General features: G+C 64.4%; 23 protein-coding genes. All 23 read left to right on the top strand.

The genetic code is table 11. From position 1 onward, the window contains the following. Nucleotides 1–9: 9 nt before the first annotated feature. Nucleotides 10–729, top strand: a complete 720-nt coding sequence (locus tag A9513_RS26160; RefSeq protein WP_083196225.1) for a phage antirepressor KilAC domain-containing protein — start codon at nucleotides 10–12, stop codon at nucleotides 727–729. Then, the gene (locus A9513_RS26155) at nucleotides 726–1,607 is read left to right on the top strand and encodes a DnaT-like ssDNA-binding domain-containing protein (protein WP_065086017.1); all 882 of its coding nucleotides are present in this window, start codon (nucleotides 726–728) and stop codon (nucleotides 1,605–1,607) included. Before A9513_RS26160 ends, A9513_RS26155 begins: the two co-directional genes overlap by 4 nt. After that, a complete protein-coding gene (locus tag A9513_RS26150; protein WP_141678530.1) occupies nucleotides 1,510–2,271 on the top strand; it encodes a replication protein P in 762 nt (253 codons plus the stop codon). The genes A9513_RS26155 and A9513_RS26150 overlap by 98 nt, the downstream gene beginning before the upstream one ends. Next, entirely contained in the window at nucleotides 2,268–2,540 is a 273-nt protein-coding gene (locus tag A9513_RS26145) for a hypothetical protein (protein WP_065086015.1), read from the top strand. The genes A9513_RS26150 and A9513_RS26145 overlap by 4 nt, the downstream gene beginning before the upstream one ends. A gap of 23 nt (nucleotides 2,541–2,563) precedes the next feature. Further along, nucleotides 2,564–3,046, top strand: a complete 483-nt coding sequence (locus A9513_RS26140) for a hypothetical protein (RefSeq protein ID WP_176707291.1) — start codon at nucleotides 2,564–2,566, stop codon at nucleotides 3,044–3,046. Continuing rightward, complete coding sequence (locus A9513_RS26135; RefSeq protein ID WP_065086013.1) at nucleotides 3,046–3,486, top strand: VRR-NUC domain-containing protein; 441 nt, start codon at nucleotides 3,046–3,048, stop codon at nucleotides 3,484–3,486. The genes A9513_RS26140 and A9513_RS26135 overlap by 1 nt, the downstream gene beginning before the upstream one ends. Further along, complete coding sequence (locus tag A9513_RS26130) at nucleotides 3,483–4,799, top strand: site-specific integrase (protein ID WP_065086012.1); 1,317 nt, start codon at nucleotides 3,483–3,485, stop codon at nucleotides 4,797–4,799. The genes A9513_RS26135 and A9513_RS26130 overlap by 4 nt, the downstream gene beginning before the upstream one ends. 131 nt (nucleotides 4,800–4,930) lie before the next feature. Continuing rightward, nucleotides 4,931–5,107, top strand: coding sequence for a hypothetical protein (locus tag A9513_RS36215; RefSeq protein ID WP_176707290.1), 177 nt, complete (start codon nucleotides 4,931–4,933; stop codon nucleotides 5,105–5,107). A 10-nt stretch (nucleotides 5,108–5,117) separates the two neighbouring features. Beyond that, nucleotides 5,118–5,819, top strand: coding sequence for a hypothetical protein (locus A9513_RS26120; protein WP_065086010.1), 702 nt, complete (start codon nucleotides 5,118–5,120; stop codon nucleotides 5,817–5,819). 153 nt (nucleotides 5,820–5,972) lie between these two features. Continuing rightward, the gene (locus tag A9513_RS26115) at nucleotides 5,973–6,449 is read left to right on the top strand and encodes a hypothetical protein (protein WP_065086009.1); all 477 of its coding nucleotides are present in this window, start codon (nucleotides 5,973–5,975) and stop codon (nucleotides 6,447–6,449) included. A gap of 144 nt (nucleotides 6,450–6,593) precedes the next feature. Beyond that, nucleotides 6,594–6,980, top strand: coding sequence for a hypothetical protein (locus A9513_RS26110; protein ID WP_176707289.1), 387 nt, complete (start codon nucleotides 6,594–6,596; stop codon nucleotides 6,978–6,980). A 1-nt stretch (nucleotide 6,981) separates the two neighbouring features. After that, nucleotides 6,982–7,734 (top strand): hypothetical protein, encoded by a 753-nt coding sequence (locus A9513_RS26105; protein WP_065086007.1) that lies wholly within the window; start codon nucleotides 6,982–6,984, stop codon nucleotides 7,732–7,734. Between the two features lie 193 nt (nucleotides 7,735–7,927). Then, entirely contained in the window at nucleotides 7,928–8,473 is a 546-nt protein-coding gene (locus A9513_RS26100; protein ID WP_065086006.1) for a terminase small subunit, read from the top strand. Continuing rightward, on the top strand, nucleotides 8,445–10,373 hold the full coding sequence (locus A9513_RS26095; protein WP_065086005.1) for a phage terminase large subunit family protein: 1,929 nt from the start codon (nucleotides 8,445–8,447) through the stop codon (nucleotides 10,371–10,373). Before A9513_RS26100 ends, A9513_RS26095 begins: the two co-directional genes overlap by 29 nt. Nucleotides 10,374–10,388: 15 nt before the next feature. Further along, complete coding sequence (locus A9513_RS26090; protein ID WP_065086004.1) at nucleotides 10,389–10,613, top strand: hypothetical protein; 225 nt, start codon at nucleotides 10,389–10,391, stop codon at nucleotides 10,611–10,613. Continuing rightward, complete coding sequence (locus A9513_RS26085; RefSeq protein WP_065086003.1) at nucleotides 10,613–12,091, top strand: phage portal protein; 1,479 nt, start codon at nucleotides 10,613–10,615, stop codon at nucleotides 12,089–12,091. Before A9513_RS26090 ends, A9513_RS26085 begins: the two co-directional genes overlap by 1 nt. Further along, nucleotides 12,088–13,278 carry a head maturation protease, ClpP-related gene (locus tag A9513_RS26080; protein ID WP_065086002.1) on the top strand — a complete coding sequence of 397 codons (1,191 nt, stop codon included), beginning with the start codon at nucleotides 12,088–12,090 and terminating at the stop codon, nucleotides 13,276–13,278. The genes A9513_RS26085 and A9513_RS26080 overlap by 4 nt, the downstream gene beginning before the upstream one ends. Nucleotides 13,279–13,288: 10 nt before the next feature. After that, nucleotides 13,289–13,648, top strand: a complete 360-nt coding sequence (locus A9513_RS26075) for a head decoration protein (protein WP_065086001.1) — start codon at nucleotides 13,289–13,291, stop codon at nucleotides 13,646–13,648. Between the two features lie 69 nt (nucleotides 13,649–13,717). Then, nucleotides 13,718–14,713, top strand: coding sequence for a major capsid protein (locus A9513_RS26070; protein WP_065086000.1), 996 nt, complete (start codon nucleotides 13,718–13,720; stop codon nucleotides 14,711–14,713). Between the two features lie 29 nt (nucleotides 14,714–14,742). Beyond that, nucleotides 14,743–15,027: a hypothetical protein gene (locus A9513_RS26065; protein ID WP_083196231.1), complete on the top strand. Its 285-nt coding sequence runs from the start codon at nucleotides 14,743–14,745 to the stop codon at nucleotides 15,025–15,027. A gap of 14 nt (nucleotides 15,028–15,041) precedes the next feature. Next, nucleotides 15,042–15,461, top strand: a complete 420-nt coding sequence (locus A9513_RS26060; protein ID WP_176707288.1) for a hypothetical protein — start codon at nucleotides 15,042–15,044, stop codon at nucleotides 15,459–15,461. A gap of 49 nt (nucleotides 15,462–15,510) precedes the next feature. Further along, nucleotides 15,511–15,732 (top strand): hypothetical protein, encoded by a 222-nt coding sequence (locus tag A9513_RS26055; RefSeq protein ID WP_065085997.1) that lies wholly within the window; start codon nucleotides 15,511–15,513, stop codon nucleotides 15,730–15,732. Between the two features lie 29 nt (nucleotides 15,733–15,761). Continuing rightward, a complete protein-coding gene (locus A9513_RS26050; protein WP_065085996.1) occupies nucleotides 15,762–16,508 on the top strand; it encodes a hypothetical protein in 747 nt (248 codons plus the stop codon). The last annotated feature ends 183 nt before the right edge of the window (nucleotides 16,509–16,691 follow it).

Here is a 16,691-nt window from a genome sequence, read left to right as displayed (position 1 = left end):
GGAGGTAGTATGCAACTCCAAAGCAATGTCGACAACACTGCGCCACGTTTTCCGGTTCTGCAAAACGTGGCGCGCGCAACCATGAGCACGCTGGAAATCTCGCAGCTCACGGCCAAGGCGCACAAGAACATCATCCGCGACGTCCGCAAGATGATCGCCGTGCTGACTGCTGATGGCTCAGATTTGAGCCATGTACGTGAGGAGCGCGACAGCCGCGGCTACACCACCGCTTACCACCTGGACCGCGAACTGACGGAGACGCTGATCACCGGCTACGACGTCGCGTTGCGGCATAGGGTGATCCGCCGGCTGCACGAGTTGGAAGGCCAGGTTATCGGTCGTATTGCCATCCCGAGCACGCTGCCCGAGGCGCTGCGCCTTGCCGCTGAACTGGCGGAGCAGGTGGCCGAGCAGGCGCCAAAGCTTGCGGCCTATGAGCTGCTGCAGGGGGCGGGCGGAACGCTGAACCTCACCGAGGCTGCGGCTCACCTCGGCATCGAGCGTTATCGAGTGATCCGCTGGTTGTCCGAAAATCGCTGGATGTATCGTCCAGCGAACAGCAAGCGCTGGCTCGCATACCGGAGGCGCATCCAGCAGGGCGTTGTGGTCAACAAGGTATCGGTCATCGGTACCACCGATGAAGGGGATTCCCGCTGTGCCTCGCAGTTCCGCATCACTGCCAAGGGGATGACCATCCTGGCGACCAAGGTGACGGAGGGTGAGCTGTGAAACGCCCTGCATTCCAATTCTACCCGGCCGACTGGCGCAACAACGCCAAGCTTCGCCGTTGCTCCTGGGAGGCCCGCGGCGTCTGGCTGGAAGTCATGGGGTTGATGCACGACAGCGACAGCTACGGCGTCTTGCACTGGTCCCTGAAGGAGATCGCCCAGGCGCTCGGCGCCCCGATCAAAGCCCTGAAAGAACTGGTCGAAAAAGGTGTGATGTATGGCGTCGAGAAAGGGGCTTGCGAGCCCTTGATCTACACGCCCATCAGCGGACGCCGTGCCGGCCCTTCGGTGGAACTGCTCGCGGTGCAGGAGGGGCCGATCTGGTACTCGCCCCGCATGGTACGCGATGAGTACGTGCGCAATCACAAGGGCAACTCCTCCCGCTTTGGTGCCAACACTGAGGATGCACCTCCGCCCCCACCAAAGGGGGGCATTGGTGAAGGGCAGGGTGAAGCACCAGACCCAGCACCCAGCGCCCCGCAAGGTGACGGCTCTACAGCTTCTCCTTCTTTTTCATCTTCTACTTCGGTAGCTAACGCTACCTCCGTAGACGCGCGGCGCCGCTTCGAGATGTTCGAGGGCTGGGAGCCGGACGAGGTCAACCTGAAGACCCATCTGCGCCTGATGGCCATCGCTGCCAGCGACATCACCCCGCAGCTGCTCGCTGAGTTCGTGAGCTACTGGCTGACCCGCAGCTACGCCGACACCCATCCCGGCTGGTGCCGGGCGTTGGTGAAGCGCGCCGCCGACCTGAAAACCAAATCTGCTGGAGCTACCGCCCATGGCACTGCGCCCCGTCAAAGCCGTCCTGCCGGCGGCATCTCGCTTGCTGACAACGTCCAGAATGACGACTGGGCAGACGGACTCGACCCCCTGTGATGAAGACCAGTTCAAGGCCCTGCTGAAGGCCCGCGTGACGATGGTGTTCGCCGCCTTCCAGGTGCAGTTTCCCGATCAGTTCAGCTGGAACTACCCGGCGAGCGATGAGGCCAAGTTGAAGGCCGGCAAGCGGTCTTGGTTCCGCAACGAGCTCGGCGCGCTTCCGCAGGGGCTGTTCGACCTGGGACTCCGCCGCATGGGATTGGCCTGCAAGAAAATCCCGTCGCTGGCGGCATTCCTCGAGCTGTGCCGGCCGACGCCAGACGACCTGGGCATGCCTACCGTCGAGGCGGCCTACAACGAGGCCGTGCGCCATGCGAAGAACCCGCAGCACCGCTGGCGTCATCCGGCCGTGCACCTGGCGGCGGCAGCTACTGGCATGCACGACCTGCACTGTGCGGAGGGCTGGGCCATCGAACGCATTCGGAAATCGTTCGAATACCACTACTCGGTCCTGGTGCGGCAGGTGGGTTGCGGCGAGCCGCTGGCCATGCCGATGCAGGCCATTGCCCACGACAGCCAACGCTCCTTCGCCGAGGTGCAGCAGGAGCACTCCGAACAAGAGGCCCAGCGCCTGGTTGAGCACTACGGCCTGTCAGGCAGCGGTCTGGCGGCGCGCGATCTGCTGTTGGCAAAACTCCGAATCTCCCGAGGTGAAAAATGACTGACTTTCCCCGGCCGATGTGGATGGCCAAGCAAAGCCCTGCTGGCACCGCTATCCGGAACTGCTGGCAGCACCTCTCGGGCTACACCGCCTCGCTGACCGGCCGCCCTGGCCCGCTCCGATATGCGGTAACGCGGCCCGGAGACCGCGACCCTTTCGCTTACCTCGGCACGCCAGAAGAGATCGAACTGGTTATCGGCGTCGACCGCACTTTCAACTCGAAGCCTCTGACCGCAGAAGACTTCAAGAAGCTGGAGCTTCAGCCATGACTCCCGCCAAGCAGGAGGCCCTGATGCAGGGGCAGACCGGAATCGCCAAGAAGGTCTTCGAGTGCGTCCCGATCGCCGAGGCCTGGAGTTCGTTCCAGGTGATGACCCAGCTGCGCAACCTCACCGGCAGTACCCCGGACACCCGAATCGTTTCCGGATGCCTCACGTCGCTGGCGGATGCCGGCCTGATCAAAAAGACCGGCCGCGACGCCTACCAGCGCCTCCCGGTCGAGCAGAAGCAGAAGCCCAAGGAACAGAAGATGATCGTCCCAGCCGCCAAGCCCGCGCCGCAAGTTGAAGCCAAACCCTCCGCGTCGCCGCTGGACCTCATTGGCGAGCTGGCGAGCGACATCGCTGCCGCAGGGGAGAGCTTGAAGCGACTGGCGAAGCGCGCCGAGGAGGTCGCGCTGATGGTCGAGCAGGACCGCGAGGCCAACGCCAGTGCGATGGAAGGCTACCGCCGGCTGAAGGCGGTGCTGAAAGACCTGCAGGGAGACGGCGTGTGATGAAGCCCCTGAAGAGCAAGGCCCTGGGCGCTGCCCCGCGCCCGCTGCGCCGCAAGCCCATCGACTGGGAGGGGAAGGAGCAGGCCATGTTGATGGGCATCCTGAAGGTGAAGCATCCGGAGGCCTACCGCCTGATCTATCACATCCCCAATGGTGGCCACCGGCATCCGGTGGTGGCTGCCAAACTGACCGGCCAGGGCGTGAAACCTGGCGTCAGCGATCTCAACCTGCCGATTGCGCGCGGCGGCTGGTTCGGCCTGTTCATTGAGTTCAAGGCTACGCCGCCTCACGACTCGGCCGTGACCGAAGCGCAGACCGCGTTCCTGCTGCGGGTCGAGCAGCAGGGCTACTACGCAACCGTGTGCCGCGGCGTGGACGACGCTCTCCGCGTGATCGAGGACTACCTGCGGCAGCCGCGTACCGAAGTGGTGCGCGCATGACGACCATCGCGTCCATCGCCTTCACCGACGCCGAGATCCGCCGGCAGGCCGCCGGTACCGCGCGTGACCTGAAGGACCCTCGCCATCAGGGGCTGCGCCTGCGCTTCGGCTCGCAGCGCTCACGCGGTAGCTGGTTCCTGATCGTGCGTCGGGTCTGGCACAAGGTCGGCACGTTCCCCGAGATGAGCGCCAAGGACGTCCTGGCCGCGCTGCCGGAGCACCGCCAGCGCCTGTCGAAGAACCCCGAGGCCGTGATCGGCCAGGCTGGCTGGGTTCGCGTCGAGCAGGTGCTGGTGTGGCACCGGGACCGAGTGATGCGCGATCGAGCTCTGTCGGAGAAGCGCAAGACGCAGGTTCGCTCGGCCATCGACTGCCACCTGGTGCCGCGCCTGGGAGGGCTGCTGATCACTCAACTGAACCGGGCGCAGATCGACGAGCGCCTGATGTGGCCCCTGCAGCAGGAGTTCAGCCTGGGCTACGTCCGCCTCATTCTGCGGGTGCTGATGATGGGCTTCGCCAACGCCCTGCGCCTGCACATGCTCGACAGCAACCCCATGGCGGCGATCAAGTTCGGTGACTTCGTCCAGGCGAAGATCAAGCCCAAGGCGGCGCACCTGCACGGTATGCACGCCGAGCCGCTGCTGGCCGCACTGGCTGATCGGTTCGAGGAAGCGCCGGCCGAAGGAATGCTGGCCCTGATGATGCTCGCCCATGGCAGCCGCATCGGTGAGACCCGGCAGGCCCGGTGGCGCGACATCAGCCTGGCCGAGCGCGTCTGGCTGATCCCGGCCGCCAACACCAAGACCCGTGTTCAGCATGAGCTGCCGCTGACCGGGCAGGTGTGCGCACTGCTGCAGCGGTATCGAGAACAGCAGGTGGCGGCCGGCGGCGAGCAGCTCTACCTGTTCCCTGGCACCGGCAGCAAGCCCATGGGCGAGAAGCAGGCCAGCGCGGTGTTCGCCAAGCTGGGGGCCGGCGAGTGGACCAGCCACGACCTGCGCAAGTTGGCGCGCACCACCTGGGCCGACCTGGGCGTCGACTACCTGATCGGCGAGCTGCTGCTGAACCACTCCATGGGCTACTCCGCCAAGACCTACATCCACACCACCGCCGAGGAGCTGAAGCGGGAGGCGTTGGAGAAGTGGCACGGCTGGTTAGACGCCCGTGGCTTCGACCGGATTCACCGTCAGATATGTGCAGGATCGGCGGTTATCGAAAACGGAGCAGACGCTAGCAGCGGCGCGCCTCTCCGGGCTTCTCGGGAATTTTCACAGGAGAGGCTGAACGTAGTCGGCGGGGAGGGCGCGGAGTGAGCTCGAAGCAACGTCGGCCGGACATGACGGCGCGCATCAGGCCCCTCCCGGAGTGCACCGGGTGTGCTGGATCAGGGGTGGAGCAGGGGCTGCTCGGGAAGGTCGTCTGCCGCGTCTGTTACGGCGCCGGTATGACCGCCACAACGGGTGACCCGTTACCAGTTGAAGAGGCGCTACTGCAACTGCGCCTACGGCTGAGCCAGGCGCGCGAACAGCTTGGGCGCGGGGTGATGAGCCGCGAGCAGGCCAGCGAGTACTACATCGAGAACGATCGCGGCCCAGGCCGCTCGACTTACGCCGGGGATTGAGGGGGAGTACATGATCTATTCGGGAGCACGGAGCGCCGTCGTGGCGGTGATGGCGGCGGAGTGCATCGATAACACAGCGAAGCAGGCCTGGCAGCGGCTCTACTCGGCGACGGAGATTGTCTCCAAGGGCTCGGGGGTGAGTGCGGAGGATCGGATGGAGGCGGATTGCTGGGTGCATGCCCGCCTGCATTCGGAGCTGAAGCCGCGGTACTGGAACGTCCTGATGGCTCGCTACAGCACCCATGGTGCCCGCAAGGTGCTGGCCATCAGCGCCATCGCGCCGCTGGTGGCCTCGCACGCCCCCCAGTTGTTCATCTACAAGGCCGTGACCGCCTGGGCAATCCCGCCACTGCCGGGCGCCAAGGTGGAGCGTCGGGTGCACGATGCGGGGGTGTCCAGCCGCAGCGCCAAGGAGGCGGCGGTGAATCGAGCCATGAGCGACTTCATTCGGGGGAAGGTGGAAGGGGAGGATGAGGCCGAGTACGTCGCGCCGCAGCGTGATGAGTACGTGGTGGCGGCGCCGGGGATGATCCTGCTGCCGGACAGCTTCTACAACATGAACACCTGGGACCCGGACGCGAACCACGAGCGTACCCGCCGCCGGTGGCGGAAGGGCATCTACGACAAGCTGGACGAGATGGCCAATGAGGCGCTGGTGGCCGCTGAGGCGGTCCTGCGAGCAGAGGGGCTGCTGATCCCGATCGCCGCTTGACTCTCGTGTCCGCGTGTCCGAATATATTCCCATCCTGCCGTCCTTGCGCGTTGCGATGATTGCAGGCAAAAACCCGGCCGTCATGCCGGGTTTTTTGTTGCTCGTTTCCATGCTGGCACTATGATGGGCTCACACATCCAGGGAGTTCAGGCAGTGTCCAAGTACGAAGAAATCCAGCAGTCTTTTGCACTCTTTCAGAAGGCTCGTTTCGAATACAGAAGGGATCTCGAGAACAGCGTGGTGCGGATTCGTCACGCACTTGAAGCCTTCCTCGGCCTAGAGGAAGGAAAGAAAGATGAGTCGGGGGCACTCTACGTAGACTTCGGCTTAATGCGGGGAGACAAGTTCGAGCCGTGCCATGCTCGCGAGCTGCCAGCCGAAGGCCTCTGGATTAAGTTCAGCATCAAGGTCCTAGTCGAGCTAGCCCCTTCTCAGCATCCCAAACACCTCATCACGATCCCCGTCCAACTTCGTCGCAACGCCAGTGGTTATGTTGTGAAGCTGGTACAGCCCGGAGAGGTGCATGAAATGCAGTTTTCGCTCAATTTCGATTCCGAAGAATTGGAGCTGCTCAGCCGTGAGCTAGCGTCGATTGTTCAAAATGTCTTCGACCCTGCCATCTTCGATTGATAGTTGGAATAACAAAAAGCCCGGCCAAGTGCCGGGTTTTTTGTTGCCCAAATTTTAGGTGCGCGCTCCTGCGCCTTAGCCCGCTGCACGCGCGGGCCTTTTATTCACGTAGTGCCAGGGCGGGCCAAGCCTGGAGACACTCTTATGAGGACAAACACCATGACCGAGCCGGCCTCCACTGCAGTTGGCGGGATCGCGCTCTACAAGCTCGGCGCCTTTGGCTTCTTCGCCATCCTCGCCGCCATCCTGGTAATGGCAATGACCCTGCCCAAGACGGTGCGGGAGTTCGTTGTGTCCATGACCTGCACGGTGGTCTCGAGCGTGTGCGGCGGGGCGTTCGTGGTTCGCTGGTTCGACCTCGGCAGCTGGGTGCAGGACGACGTGGGCATGGTCGCTATCTGCGGCATCATCTTCGTCTGCGGCCTGCCCGCTTGGGTGATCGTTCGCGCCTGGTTCGCCTGGAGCGAAGCGCGCAAGGGCGTCGGCCTGCCTGAGTTGGCCCGCGAGTTCCGAGACGGCACGGGCATCTGACATGCGGGGCAGCATCAGCGCCAAGGACCTGGACGACGCTGTCGCTTCGCTGCAGGTGCTGGGCGGCGACCTGCCCAACAAGGCATTGGCGGACGCGCTCAACCACACAGCGAACCAGGCGAACAGCGCTCTGGTGGATGAGATCGACGAGGTGTTCGACAACCCGACATCGTTCACCCGCAACGCCGTCCGCGTCTTCCACGCGAAGCCCAATCGCCTGGAGGCCTCACTGTGGGTGAAGGACGAGAAGGACGGCGCCTCGAAGGGCGCTGCCCCCGAGGACTGGGTGGCGCCCCAGGTGTTCGGCGGCCCGCGGGTGGACAAGGCATCCGAGCGTAACCTTCGCTCCAAGGGCATCTTGCCCGCCGGGAAGTTCCTCGTACCCGGTGCCGGCGCCAAGCTGGACAGGTACGGCAACATGAGCCGCGGCCAGATGATCCAGATCCTGTCTGGCTTGGGTGCGCTCGAGTACAAGTCCGGCTTCAAAGGCAACGCCACCGATAGCGCCCGATCCATCCGCAAGGGACACCAGCGCGCCTACTTCGTGATGAAGCGCGGCAGCGTGCCGATCGGCATCGGTGAGCGCCGCGACGGCACCATGGTGATGGTGCTGGCCTTCGTCAGCCAGCCCCAGTACCGCGTCCGCTTCAAGTTTCATGATGTGGTCAGGGCCATAGCCGAGGACGACAGCAGACTCGAGGCGAACATCGAGCTGGCCCTGGCGAAGGCGATGCAGGCGAAGGGCGGCCGCTGACCGTGCGGCAGGGGTGGGGTTGATGCACGTCAATGGCGTGCCTCAATCGGAGCGGTCAGCCCGTGGGGAACTGGCGTGCCACATCGACCGGCCCCCCGGGGGCCCCTGGAACATCCGAAAGGCGTGAGGGTAATTCGAGCCCCGCCTTTCCACTATGTATGGCCAAAATTCAGAGGTTGGTTGTTGTGTTGTTATGAGCAAATCAGACATCACTCGGCAGCCTCACTGGCTCAACAAAAGCCGGATGGCGGCGAGCCTCGGCATCAGCACGCAAGCCTTTGATAAATGGGGCGTTGAGCCTGTCGCAAGGATTGGTCGCGAGGCCTTCTATGACGTCCGCTCGGTACTGGAAAACCGCCTCGACTTCGCGGAGCGGAAACACCAACCAGACGGTGACGTTCCGGAAGGGATCGACCCACTGGCCGAACACAAACTGACGCAGGAGCGTCTGCGTCTCACCTCGGCCCAGGCCGACGCCCAGGAGAAGAAGAACCTGGTCGCCGATAAGCACCTGGTGCCTACCGAATTTGCGGTCTTCGCCTTGGGCAAGATCGCTGCCCAGATCGGTTCAATTCTCGACACGGTGCCGTTGAAGTTGCGCCGCAAGCACCCGGACCTCGACGTGCGACACGTCGAGGCGCTGCAGCGAGAGATCGCCCTGGCGCGCAACCGCGCTTCCGAGTTGGGCGACCTACTACCGGGGATGCTGGATGAATATGTCGAGTCCTTGGCTGAATGACCTGCAGAAGCAAGTCCGCCTCGGCCTCGAATCCCTGTTCCGTGAACCCCCGCTGACTGCGGTCGAGTGGGCGGACAAGCATTTCTACCTGTCGTCCGAATCCTCCTACCAGGAAGGGAAGTGGGAGACAGCCGCGTTCCAGGTCGGAATCCTGAACGCGATGGGCAACGACCTCATCCGCGTGGTCAACCTGATCAAGTCGGCGCGGGTCGGTTACACCAAGATGCTGATGGCGAACATCGGCTACAAGCTCCAGCACAAGAAGCGCAACGTGCTGAGCTACTGCCCGACGGACCCCGACGCTGAAGAGCTGATGAAGCGGCACGTCGAGTCGTTCATCCGCGACGTGCCGGTCCTGCTCGCCCTCGCGCCCTGGTACGGGAAGAAGCACCGGGACAACACTCTCGCCGCGAAGAAGTTCAGCCACCAGAAGATGCTCTGGTGCCTGGGCGGCAAGGCCGCGCGTAACTACCGCGAGAAGTCCCCCGACGAGGTCATCTACGACGAACTGTCGAAGTTCGACGCAGACATCGAGGGGGAGGGCTCGCCAACCTTCCTCGGCGACAAGCGCCTGGAGGGGGCCACCTTCAAGAAGTCGATCCGCGGCTCCACGCCGGGAACGGCAGGCGAGTGCCAGGTCACCAAGGCCGGCGAAGAGTCGCCGCACTTCATGCGCTTCCACATCAACTGCCCGCATTGCGGTGGCGAGCAGTTCCTGAAGTGGGGCGGAAAGGATTGCGCGTTCGGCATCAAGTACGAGACCAACGCCCTCGGGGAGGCCGAGAGGGCTTGGTACACCTGCGAGCACAACGCCTGCGTGATCGAGTACCACGAGGCAGTAGTGGCGGCCAACGATGGCCGCTGGATTTGCGAGCGGACCGGGCTCTGGACGCGCGACTCCATGGATTGGTTCAAGGCCGATGGCGAACCGGCGCGCACGCCGCGTTCGGTCACCTTCCACATCTGGACCGCGTACAGCGTCTTCACCACCTGGATCGACATGGTCGGCGACTGGCTGAACGTGAAGGGCGACCGCGAGAAGCTGATCACCTTCGTCAACACCACCTTGGGCGAGACCTGGGAAGGCGACCAGGGCGAGAAGCTGGAGTGGGAGAACCTCTACGGCCGGCGCGAAATCTGGCAGCACATGCCCGCGCGCGTGGCGGCGCTGACCGGCTTCATTGACACCCAGGACGACCGCTACGAGGCGCGCATCTGGGCGTGGGCCGCGGGCGAGGAGGGCTGGCTGGTAGACCGGTGGATTCTGCAAGGCGACCCAGGTAGCGCCGAGCTGCGCCGAAAGGTCGGGCTCAAGCTCCACCAGCAGTACCAGCGCGAGGATGGTGTGAGCATGCGGGTTGCGCTGTGGGGCTGGGACTCCGGCGGTCACTACACCGACGAGGTCTACGAGGAGAGCAAGAAGCACGGCCTGTTCTGGGTCATCCCAACCAAGGGGCACAACGTTTATGGCAAGCCCATTGCGATGTTCCCCGACAACAAGAGCAAGGCCGGCGTCTACCTGACGATGATCGGCACGGACAACGCCAAGGAGCTGATCTACAGCCGCCTGAAGCTGCAGCCCGAGCCGGGCAAGGTTCTCCCGGGCGTGATGCACCTGCCGGCCAACGACGCGATCTGCGACGAGAACGAGCTGAAGCAGCTCACCGCCGAAACCAAGGTGATGAAGATCGAGAAAGGCCAGCGTGTGTATCGCTGGGATGCGAAGGGGCGCCGCAACGAGGCACTGGACTGTGCCGTCGGCGCCCTGGCGATGCTGCGCGTTGCCCAGCAGCGCTTCGGCCTGGTCCTCGATGCGCCGCCCACCACGTCCTCGGCACCTTCGGCACCGGCCACCAAACGCCGCAGCTCCGGCAGCGGCTACCTGAAACAACGTCGATAACCACGCGAGGCGGATATGACCGATGCGCAGCAACGGCTGGCGGATGTGCGCGCGGCCATCCAGGAAATCATCAATAAAGGCCAGGCGTTCACCAAAGGCGACCGCAAACTTGAGCGGGCGCGCCTTGATATCCTGCAGGCATTAGAAAGTCAGTACGAAGCTGCTGTTGAGGCCGAGGCCGCACGCGGTGGCCGCCGCCCACGGGCGTTTCGGCTCTACTCGGCAGGGAAGGGGGTGTGATGAGACAGTTTCCTCGTCGCGCCCTGGCGGGCTCCCGTCTTCCTGGTCGCATCAAGAACAGCTACGACGGTGCGGGCACTGGCCGCCGGGCCCAGAATTGGGACGCGCCGCCTGGCTCGATCAATACCCTGTCCCTGCCGGCGCTCCCCATGCTCCGGAAGCGCTCCAGGGCAGCGGTCAGCAACGACCCGTATGCCGGCGGCGCCATTGACGCCCGCGTCAGCAACCTGATCGGCACCGGCATCACGCCGATGCCCACCACGCGGGACAAGGAGCTTCGCCGCGCACTGCTCGACCTCTGGGCGGACTGGACCGACGAGTCTGACGCCGACGAGCGAACGGACTTCTACGGCCAGCAGGCGCTGGCAGCGCGCATGGTGGAGGAAAGCGGCGAGTGCTTCGTGCGTCTTCGCCCGCGCCGCCTCGAGGATGGCCTGGCCGTGCCGCTGCAGGTGCAACTGCTGCCGGCCGAGTTCGTGCCGGTCGAGAAGAACGAGACGACCCGCAACGGGAACCTGATCCGCGCTGGGATCGAGTTCAACGCCCTGGGCAAGCGCGTTGCTTACTGGATGTACCGTCGGCACCCTGGCGACAGCACGGTGACTGCTGCCGGCTACAACCAGTTGGTGCGCGTGCCGGCGAGCGAGGTGCTGCACATCTACGAACTGCGAGAGGCGGGGCAGCTGCGTGGCGTGCCTCGACTGTCGCGCGTTCTGCTGCGGCTGCGCTCGTTGGATAACTTCGATGACGCCGTGCTGTTCCGGCAGGAAGTCTCGAATCTCTTCGCCGGCTTCATTACGCGCCCTTCGCCGACGGACATGCCGCAGATCGATCCCATCAACGGTGGCCCCGCACAGTTGGACACGGACGGCTTCACCCCGATGGTGGGCTTGGAGCCGGGAACCATGCAGGAGCTACTGCCGGGCGAGAAGGTGGAGTTCTCGAAGCCGCCGGAGGCGGGCAACAACTACCCGGACTTCATGCGGCAGCAACTGCAGGCGTCCGCGGTCGGGGCCAGCGTTCCCTACGAGCTGATGACGGGTGACCTCCGGCAGGTCAACGACCGCGTCATCCGTGTGGTGCTTAACGAGTTCCGCCGCCGCTTGGAGCAGCTCCAGTTCAGCGTCTACGTCCACCAGTTCTGCCGGCCGATCCGGGCGGCCTGGCTTGACATGGCGTACCTCTCTGGCGCGATCGACTTGCCCGACTTCGCGCGCAGGCGCCGCGAATACCTGCGCACGCGCTGGGTTCCGCAGGGCTGGGCCTACATCCATCCGGTGCAGGACATCCAGGGCAAGCTCATGGAAATCAACGGTGGTGTCACGTCGCGCAGCGAGGTGGTGCTGCGCAACGGCTACGACGCCGAAACCATCGACGAAGAGAACGCAGCCGACCAGGCCCGGGCACAGAGCCTGGGGCTTTCCTACACCACGGGCGGCGAAGCGCCGCTCAAAGACGACGAGGGCGAAACCCCATGATCAGCTTTTCCAGCCTGAAGGCGCTGGCCGGCCAGCTCGGCCTGGTCATCCTCAACAAGACCCCGGCACCGCCGGCTCCCCAGGATGGCACCTGGTACCAGATCAAGGCCGCCGCCGAAGGCGCCGAGGAGGGCGCAGCCGAAGCGGCTCAGTCCATCGAGGTCTACATCTACGGCGAGATTGGCGCGTGGGGCGTCACGGCGAACCAGTTCATCCAGGACCTGAAGGCCGTCGACGACGGCACGTCGCCGGTGCTGGTCGCCTTCAACACCATCGGCGGCGACCTGTTCGAGGGCCTGGCCATCCACAACGCGCTGAGCCGGCTGGGTGAGCGCTGCACCGCGCGAGTGGATGCACTGGCCGCCAGTGCCGGTAGCGTCGCCGCTTGCGGCGCGCACCGCCTGGAGATGGCATCCAACGCCATGCTGATGATCCACAACCCGTGGACCTGGGCGACTGGCGATGCGGATGACTTCCGCAAGGTTGCCGACATGCTCGACCAGACCCTGGAGGCGATCGTCGCCTCGTACAAGCGCAAGGCCCCTGAGGTCGACGACGCCGAGCTGCGTCGGCTGATCAACGAGGAGACCTGGCTGACTGCTACCGAGGCCAAGAATCTGGGCCTGTGCGATGAGGTCATCGATGGTGTAACGGTCAAGGCCATGGTCGGCGATGGCGGCGCCCTGCGCCGCTACCACAAGGCACCGCTGGCTCTTCTGGCATCGCTGGAAGAGCCGGAGCAGCCACCGGCTGCGTTGGTGCCGCCCGCCGATGAACCACCGGCCACCCCTGTTCCCCAACCCAACGCCGCCGCCCTGGTCAGCCGCATCATCAAAGGCTGCACGGACGCTGGCATCAGCAACCTCGTGGAGGTCCTGTCCATGTCTGGAGACCTGAAAGACGAGGCGAGCGTCGACGCAGCGATCGCACGGGCCAAAGCGGTCCGTGAGCTGTGTGTCAGCGCCCGCCTGCCTGAACTCGCCGCGGACTACGTGAAATCCGGCCTCGAGCCGGAAGCCGTGCGCGCGCGCCTGTTCGACAAGCTGGCCGGCAACGGCTTCGGCGAAATCATCAACACCCCGCCGCTGGATGACCAGCCGGCATCCACCACCCAGAAGGCTGCTTCGCCCGCGAAGGTTTACGCGAACCGCAAGCAAGCTCGCACCGCCAAACCCAAGGCTTCGTAAGGAGAAGCAGATGAACAAGACCGAAGGCTTCCACGCTGGCGAGTTCCTCCTGTCGGAGGGCGCCGGTGCCATCTCGCGCGAGCAGGTCAACCTCGCGGCAACCGCTGTCGACCTGCCTGCGGGCCAACTCCTGGGCATCGTCACCGCGTCCAGCGAATACGCGCCGTACGACAACGCCGCCACCAACGGCACCGAGGTCGTCGCCGGCATTCTCTACTCGCCGAAGCCGGCCTCCACCGAGCCGCAGGCGGCGACCATCGTCGCGCGCCTCGCCGAGGTGGTGGACGTAGCGCTGACTGGCCTCGACTCTGCCGCTCGAGCCGACCTTAAGGCCCGCAACATCATCGTCCGCGCCGGCACGCCGTACTGATCCGCGCCGCTCACACACAAACCCTTCAAACCCCGCTTCGGCGGGGTTTTCCATTTCTGGAGCATGCCAATGGCTGAGATCAATATTTTCGAAGACGAAGCGTTCGGCGTCGGCGCCCTGACTGCCGCGATCAACGAAACCCCTGAAGTGCCCGGCCGCCTGGCCGCGCTTGGCCTCTTCGAAGAAGAGGGCAGCACCACCATCACCCAGCAGATCGAGAAAGACGGCGACGCCCTGCACCTGGTGCCGGCCGCTGACCGCGGCGCCCCGGGCCTGGTCGTCCAAGGCAGCAAGCGCGTGCTGATCCCCTTCAACAACGTCCACCTGCCGCAGACCTTCAGCATCATGGCTGACGAAATCCAGGGCATCCGTGCGTTCGGCGAGCAGACCGAACTGCAGGCGGTGCAGGACGTGGTGAACCGTCGCCTGGAGAAGATGCGCCGCGCGCTCGACGCCACTCACGAGCACCAGCGCATGGGCGCGGTTCTCGGCACCATCCTCGATGCCGACGGCAGCACCGTGCTGCTCGACCTGTACGACCGCTTCGGCATCAGCCCGCAGGTCGTCCAGATGGAGCTGGGCACCGCCACCACCAAGGTGCGTCTGAAGGCCGGCGAGGCGCTCGACGCGCAGGAAGATGCGCTGGGCAACATCTCCAGCAGCGGCTCGCGCGCACTGTGCGGCAAGAACTTCTGGAATGCGCTGATCACCCACAAGTCGGTCGAAGAGACCTACCTGAACACCCAGCAGGCCGCCCAGCTGCGCGGCGACGCCCGCGAGGAGTTCGAGTTCGGCGGCATCGTCTGGGAGCGCTACCGCGGCAAGGTCGGCGGTCGCTCCTTCATCCCGGACGACGAGGCACGTCTGGTTCCGCTGGGTGTGCCGGAGCTGTTCCTGAGCATCTTCGCTCCGGCCAACTACATGGAAACGGTCAACACCCTGGGTCTGCCGTACTACGCCAAGCAGGAAGCCATGCCGTTCAACAAGGGCATTGCCGGCGAGGCGCAGTCCAACCCGCTGCACATCTGCACCCGCCCGCGCGCGGTCATCAAGCTGGTGAAGTAGTGGCCGGCTTCGGCGACCTGGTCGACGAAATGGACGACACCATCCTCGAGGTTCTCGGGGATGGTGAGTTCGCCCTGGTCGACCGCAACGGCCATGTGCAGGTCGATGTGCTCCACGGCATCGTCGAAGAAGGCGTGGAGCGTGTCGTAAGTGGTGCGGTGGATCGGTTCAGGACCATCGAGGTCAGCAAGTCTCAGCTCGGCTCCTACGACCGGCGAGGTGGCTTCATGGACACCGAGGGCAATCGCTGGACGATCGATGGCATCCACCTGGATGACGGCCATCTCATCACCTTCTACGTGGTGCCCGAATGAGCCTTGAACGAAACATGCAGGCCGAGATCATCGGCAAGATCCAGGCCTTGCTGGCTGGCGTGCCGCAATTCGGCGCAGCTGTCCAGGAGGACTCGGTGGCGCGCGTGCTGGACGCGGAAGACGACGACCTGCCTGACGAGATGATCGTGCTGCAGGAAGGCGACACCGTGGAGCTCGAACGCACGCCGAGCAACTGCAAGGAACAGTGGACCATCAACCTGGTGGCTATGTCCCGCAAGCGCGATGCGCCGCAGGCCTTGCGCGCGGCGCGCCTCGCCATCAAGCGCGCGCTGAAGGGCAGCAGGGCCGGTATCGAAGTGGCGGGGCTGATTTCGGTCGCGTTTCCCGCCTCGTCGGTTCGATTGCCTGAGCCAGGGCGGCGGTGGAGCTATCGCGTCCTGCCCATCACCTTCACCTACAACCAGCCGCTGTAACTCACCCACCAGGCCGCCTTCGGGCGGCCTCCTCATTTCTGGAGGGCGTATGCCCGAGATCGTCATCACCCAGGCCTTCAACCACCGCGAGGGGTCGAAGGTCACCCATTACCCGAAGTCGGAGAAGGCCGTCGCGGTCTCTCAAGCTGTTGCCGACCACGCGCTGGCTCGCGGCTTCACTCCCAAGCCGGACGAGAAAGCACAGAAGCCCGCCCCCAAACCTGCTGCGCCGGTCCCGGCAGCCTCCACTGAACCCAGCGCAGGCAAGTAAGCCGCGCGGCCTCCTACCAGGAGATCCCAATGCTCAAGACGATTGATCGCTCCTTCATCGGTGAGGGTCAGGTATTTGCCCGGCTCTACGGTTCCCAGGATGCGCTATTGCCGTTCGGTAACTGCGATGCCTTCAGCGTCAGCTATGCCACTGATCGCAAGGCACTGCCCGACTTCCAGGGCGGCGGTGGTAACCGCAACGTGCGTACCCGTCCCACCGACGTGACCGGTTCCATCGGCATGTACGACATCACTTCCGACAACCTGGCTCGCATCACCCGTGGCTCCATCAAGGTGGCCCCGACTGCGGCAATCACCGACGAGCTCCACACCTCGGCGGGCGTGGTGTTCGAGTTGATCCCCTTCAAGTATCTGCCGGACATGTCGAAAACCGTCACCGTCAAAACGGCCGCCGACGCCGAGTTGGTCGCTGGCACCGACTACCTGCTCACGCCCCACGGCATTCAGGTGCTGACCGATAGCGGCATCGACGCCACGGGCGTGAAGGTCAGCTACACGCCGCGCAAGAGTTCGGTGGTGCACATGCTCAATGCTTCCGAGCGTGAATACGAAATGCTCATCGCCGGCCTCAACGACGCCCAATCCGGTGAGGCGTACGCGCTGCGCATCCGCCGTGCCAAGTTCGGCATGCTCCAGGAGCTGGCTGTGCTCGGCCAGGACTACCTGAAGCTGACCGGCCCCATCGAGCTGCTGTCCGACCCGACCGTGGTCGCCGACGATATCTCGAAGTTCTGCCAGATGGACCTGGCAGACTGATCTGCTTGGCCAAGGATGGCCATTCCGTAGGTTGCTAATGTAGATTCCCTCCATCGTTAGGGGAGGGAACCTATGCAATGTCCAGCATGTGATCATGAAGCGCCTCAAGCTGATTTCGGTGAGCAGCTCCGCTGTCCTGCCTGTGGTGCCTACTACGCCAAGGTATTGGCGATAAAACAGCGG

Source organism: Pseudomonas sp. AU12215, assembly GCF_001675465.2.
GTDB classification, from domain to species: Bacteria; Pseudomonadota; Gammaproteobacteria; order Pseudomonadales; family Pseudomonadaceae; genus Pseudomonas; species Pseudomonas nitroreducens.
This window is presented reverse-complemented; position numbering and strand designations above follow the sequence as displayed.

Coding starts and splice junctions, on each gene's coding strand:
- A9513_RS26145 (WP_065086015.1), top strand. CDS start 2,268: ATGACTGACTTTCCCCGGCCGATGTGGATGGCCAAGCAAAGCCCTGCT.
- A9513_RS26160 (WP_083196225.1), top strand. CDS start 10: ATGCAACTCCAAAGCAATGTCGACAACACTGCGCCACGTTTTCCGGTT.
- A9513_RS26135 (WP_065086013.1), top strand. CDS start 3,046: ATGAAGCCCCTGAAGAGCAAGGCCCTGGGCGCTGCCCCGCGCCCGCTG.
- A9513_RS36215 (WP_176707290.1), top strand. CDS start 4,931: ATGACCGCCACAACGGGTGACCCGTTACCAGTTGAAGAGGCGCTACTG.
- A9513_RS26095 (WP_065086005.1), top strand. CDS start 8,445: ATGAATATGTCGAGTCCTTGGCTGAATGACCTGCAGAAGCAAGTCCGC.
- A9513_RS26120 (WP_065086010.1), top strand. CDS start 5,118: ATGATCTATTCGGGAGCACGGAGCGCCGTCGTGGCGGTGATGGCGGCG.
- A9513_RS26150 (WP_141678530.1), top strand. CDS start 1,510: ATGGCACTGCGCCCCGTCAAAGCCGTCCTGCCGGCGGCATCTCGCTTG.
- A9513_RS26130 (WP_065086012.1), top strand. CDS start 3,483: ATGACGACCATCGCGTCCATCGCCTTCACCGACGCCGAGATCCGCCGG.
- A9513_RS26070 (WP_065086000.1), top strand. CDS start 13,718: ATGGCTGAGATCAATATTTTCGAAGACGAAGCGTTCGGCGTCGGCGCC.
- A9513_RS26100 (WP_065086006.1), top strand. CDS start 7,928: ATGAGCAAATCAGACATCACTCGGCAGCCTCACTGGCTCAACAAAAGC.
- A9513_RS26085 (WP_065086003.1), top strand. CDS start 10,613: ATGAGACAGTTTCCTCGTCGCGCCCTGGCGGGCTCCCGTCTTCCTGGT.
- A9513_RS26055 (WP_065085997.1), top strand. CDS start 15,511: ATGCCCGAGATCGTCATCACCCAGGCCTTCAACCACCGCGAGGGGTCG.
- A9513_RS26060 (WP_176707288.1), top strand. CDS start 15,042: ATGCAGGCCGAGATCATCGGCAAGATCCAGGCCTTGCTGGCTGGCGTG.
- A9513_RS26140 (WP_176707291.1), top strand. CDS start 2,564: ATGCAGGGGCAGACCGGAATCGCCAAGAAGGTCTTCGAGTGCGTCCCG.
- A9513_RS26075 (WP_065086001.1), top strand. CDS start 13,289: ATGAACAAGACCGAAGGCTTCCACGCTGGCGAGTTCCTCCTGTCGGAG.
- A9513_RS26105 (WP_065086007.1), top strand. CDS start 6,982: ATGCGGGGCAGCATCAGCGCCAAGGACCTGGACGACGCTGTCGCTTCG.
- A9513_RS26090 (WP_065086004.1), top strand. CDS start 10,389: ATGACCGATGCGCAGCAACGGCTGGCGGATGTGCGCGCGGCCATCCAG.
- A9513_RS26050 (WP_065085996.1), top strand. CDS start 15,762: ATGCTCAAGACGATTGATCGCTCCTTCATCGGTGAGGGTCAGGTATTT.
- A9513_RS26110 (WP_176707289.1), top strand. CDS start 6,594: ATGAGGACAAACACCATGACCGAGCCGGCCTCCACTGCAGTTGGCGGG.
- A9513_RS26080 (WP_065086002.1), top strand. CDS start 12,088: ATGATCAGCTTTTCCAGCCTGAAGGCGCTGGCCGGCCAGCTCGGCCTG.
- A9513_RS26065 (WP_083196231.1), top strand. CDS start 14,743: ATGGACGACACCATCCTCGAGGTTCTCGGGGATGGTGAGTTCGCCCTG.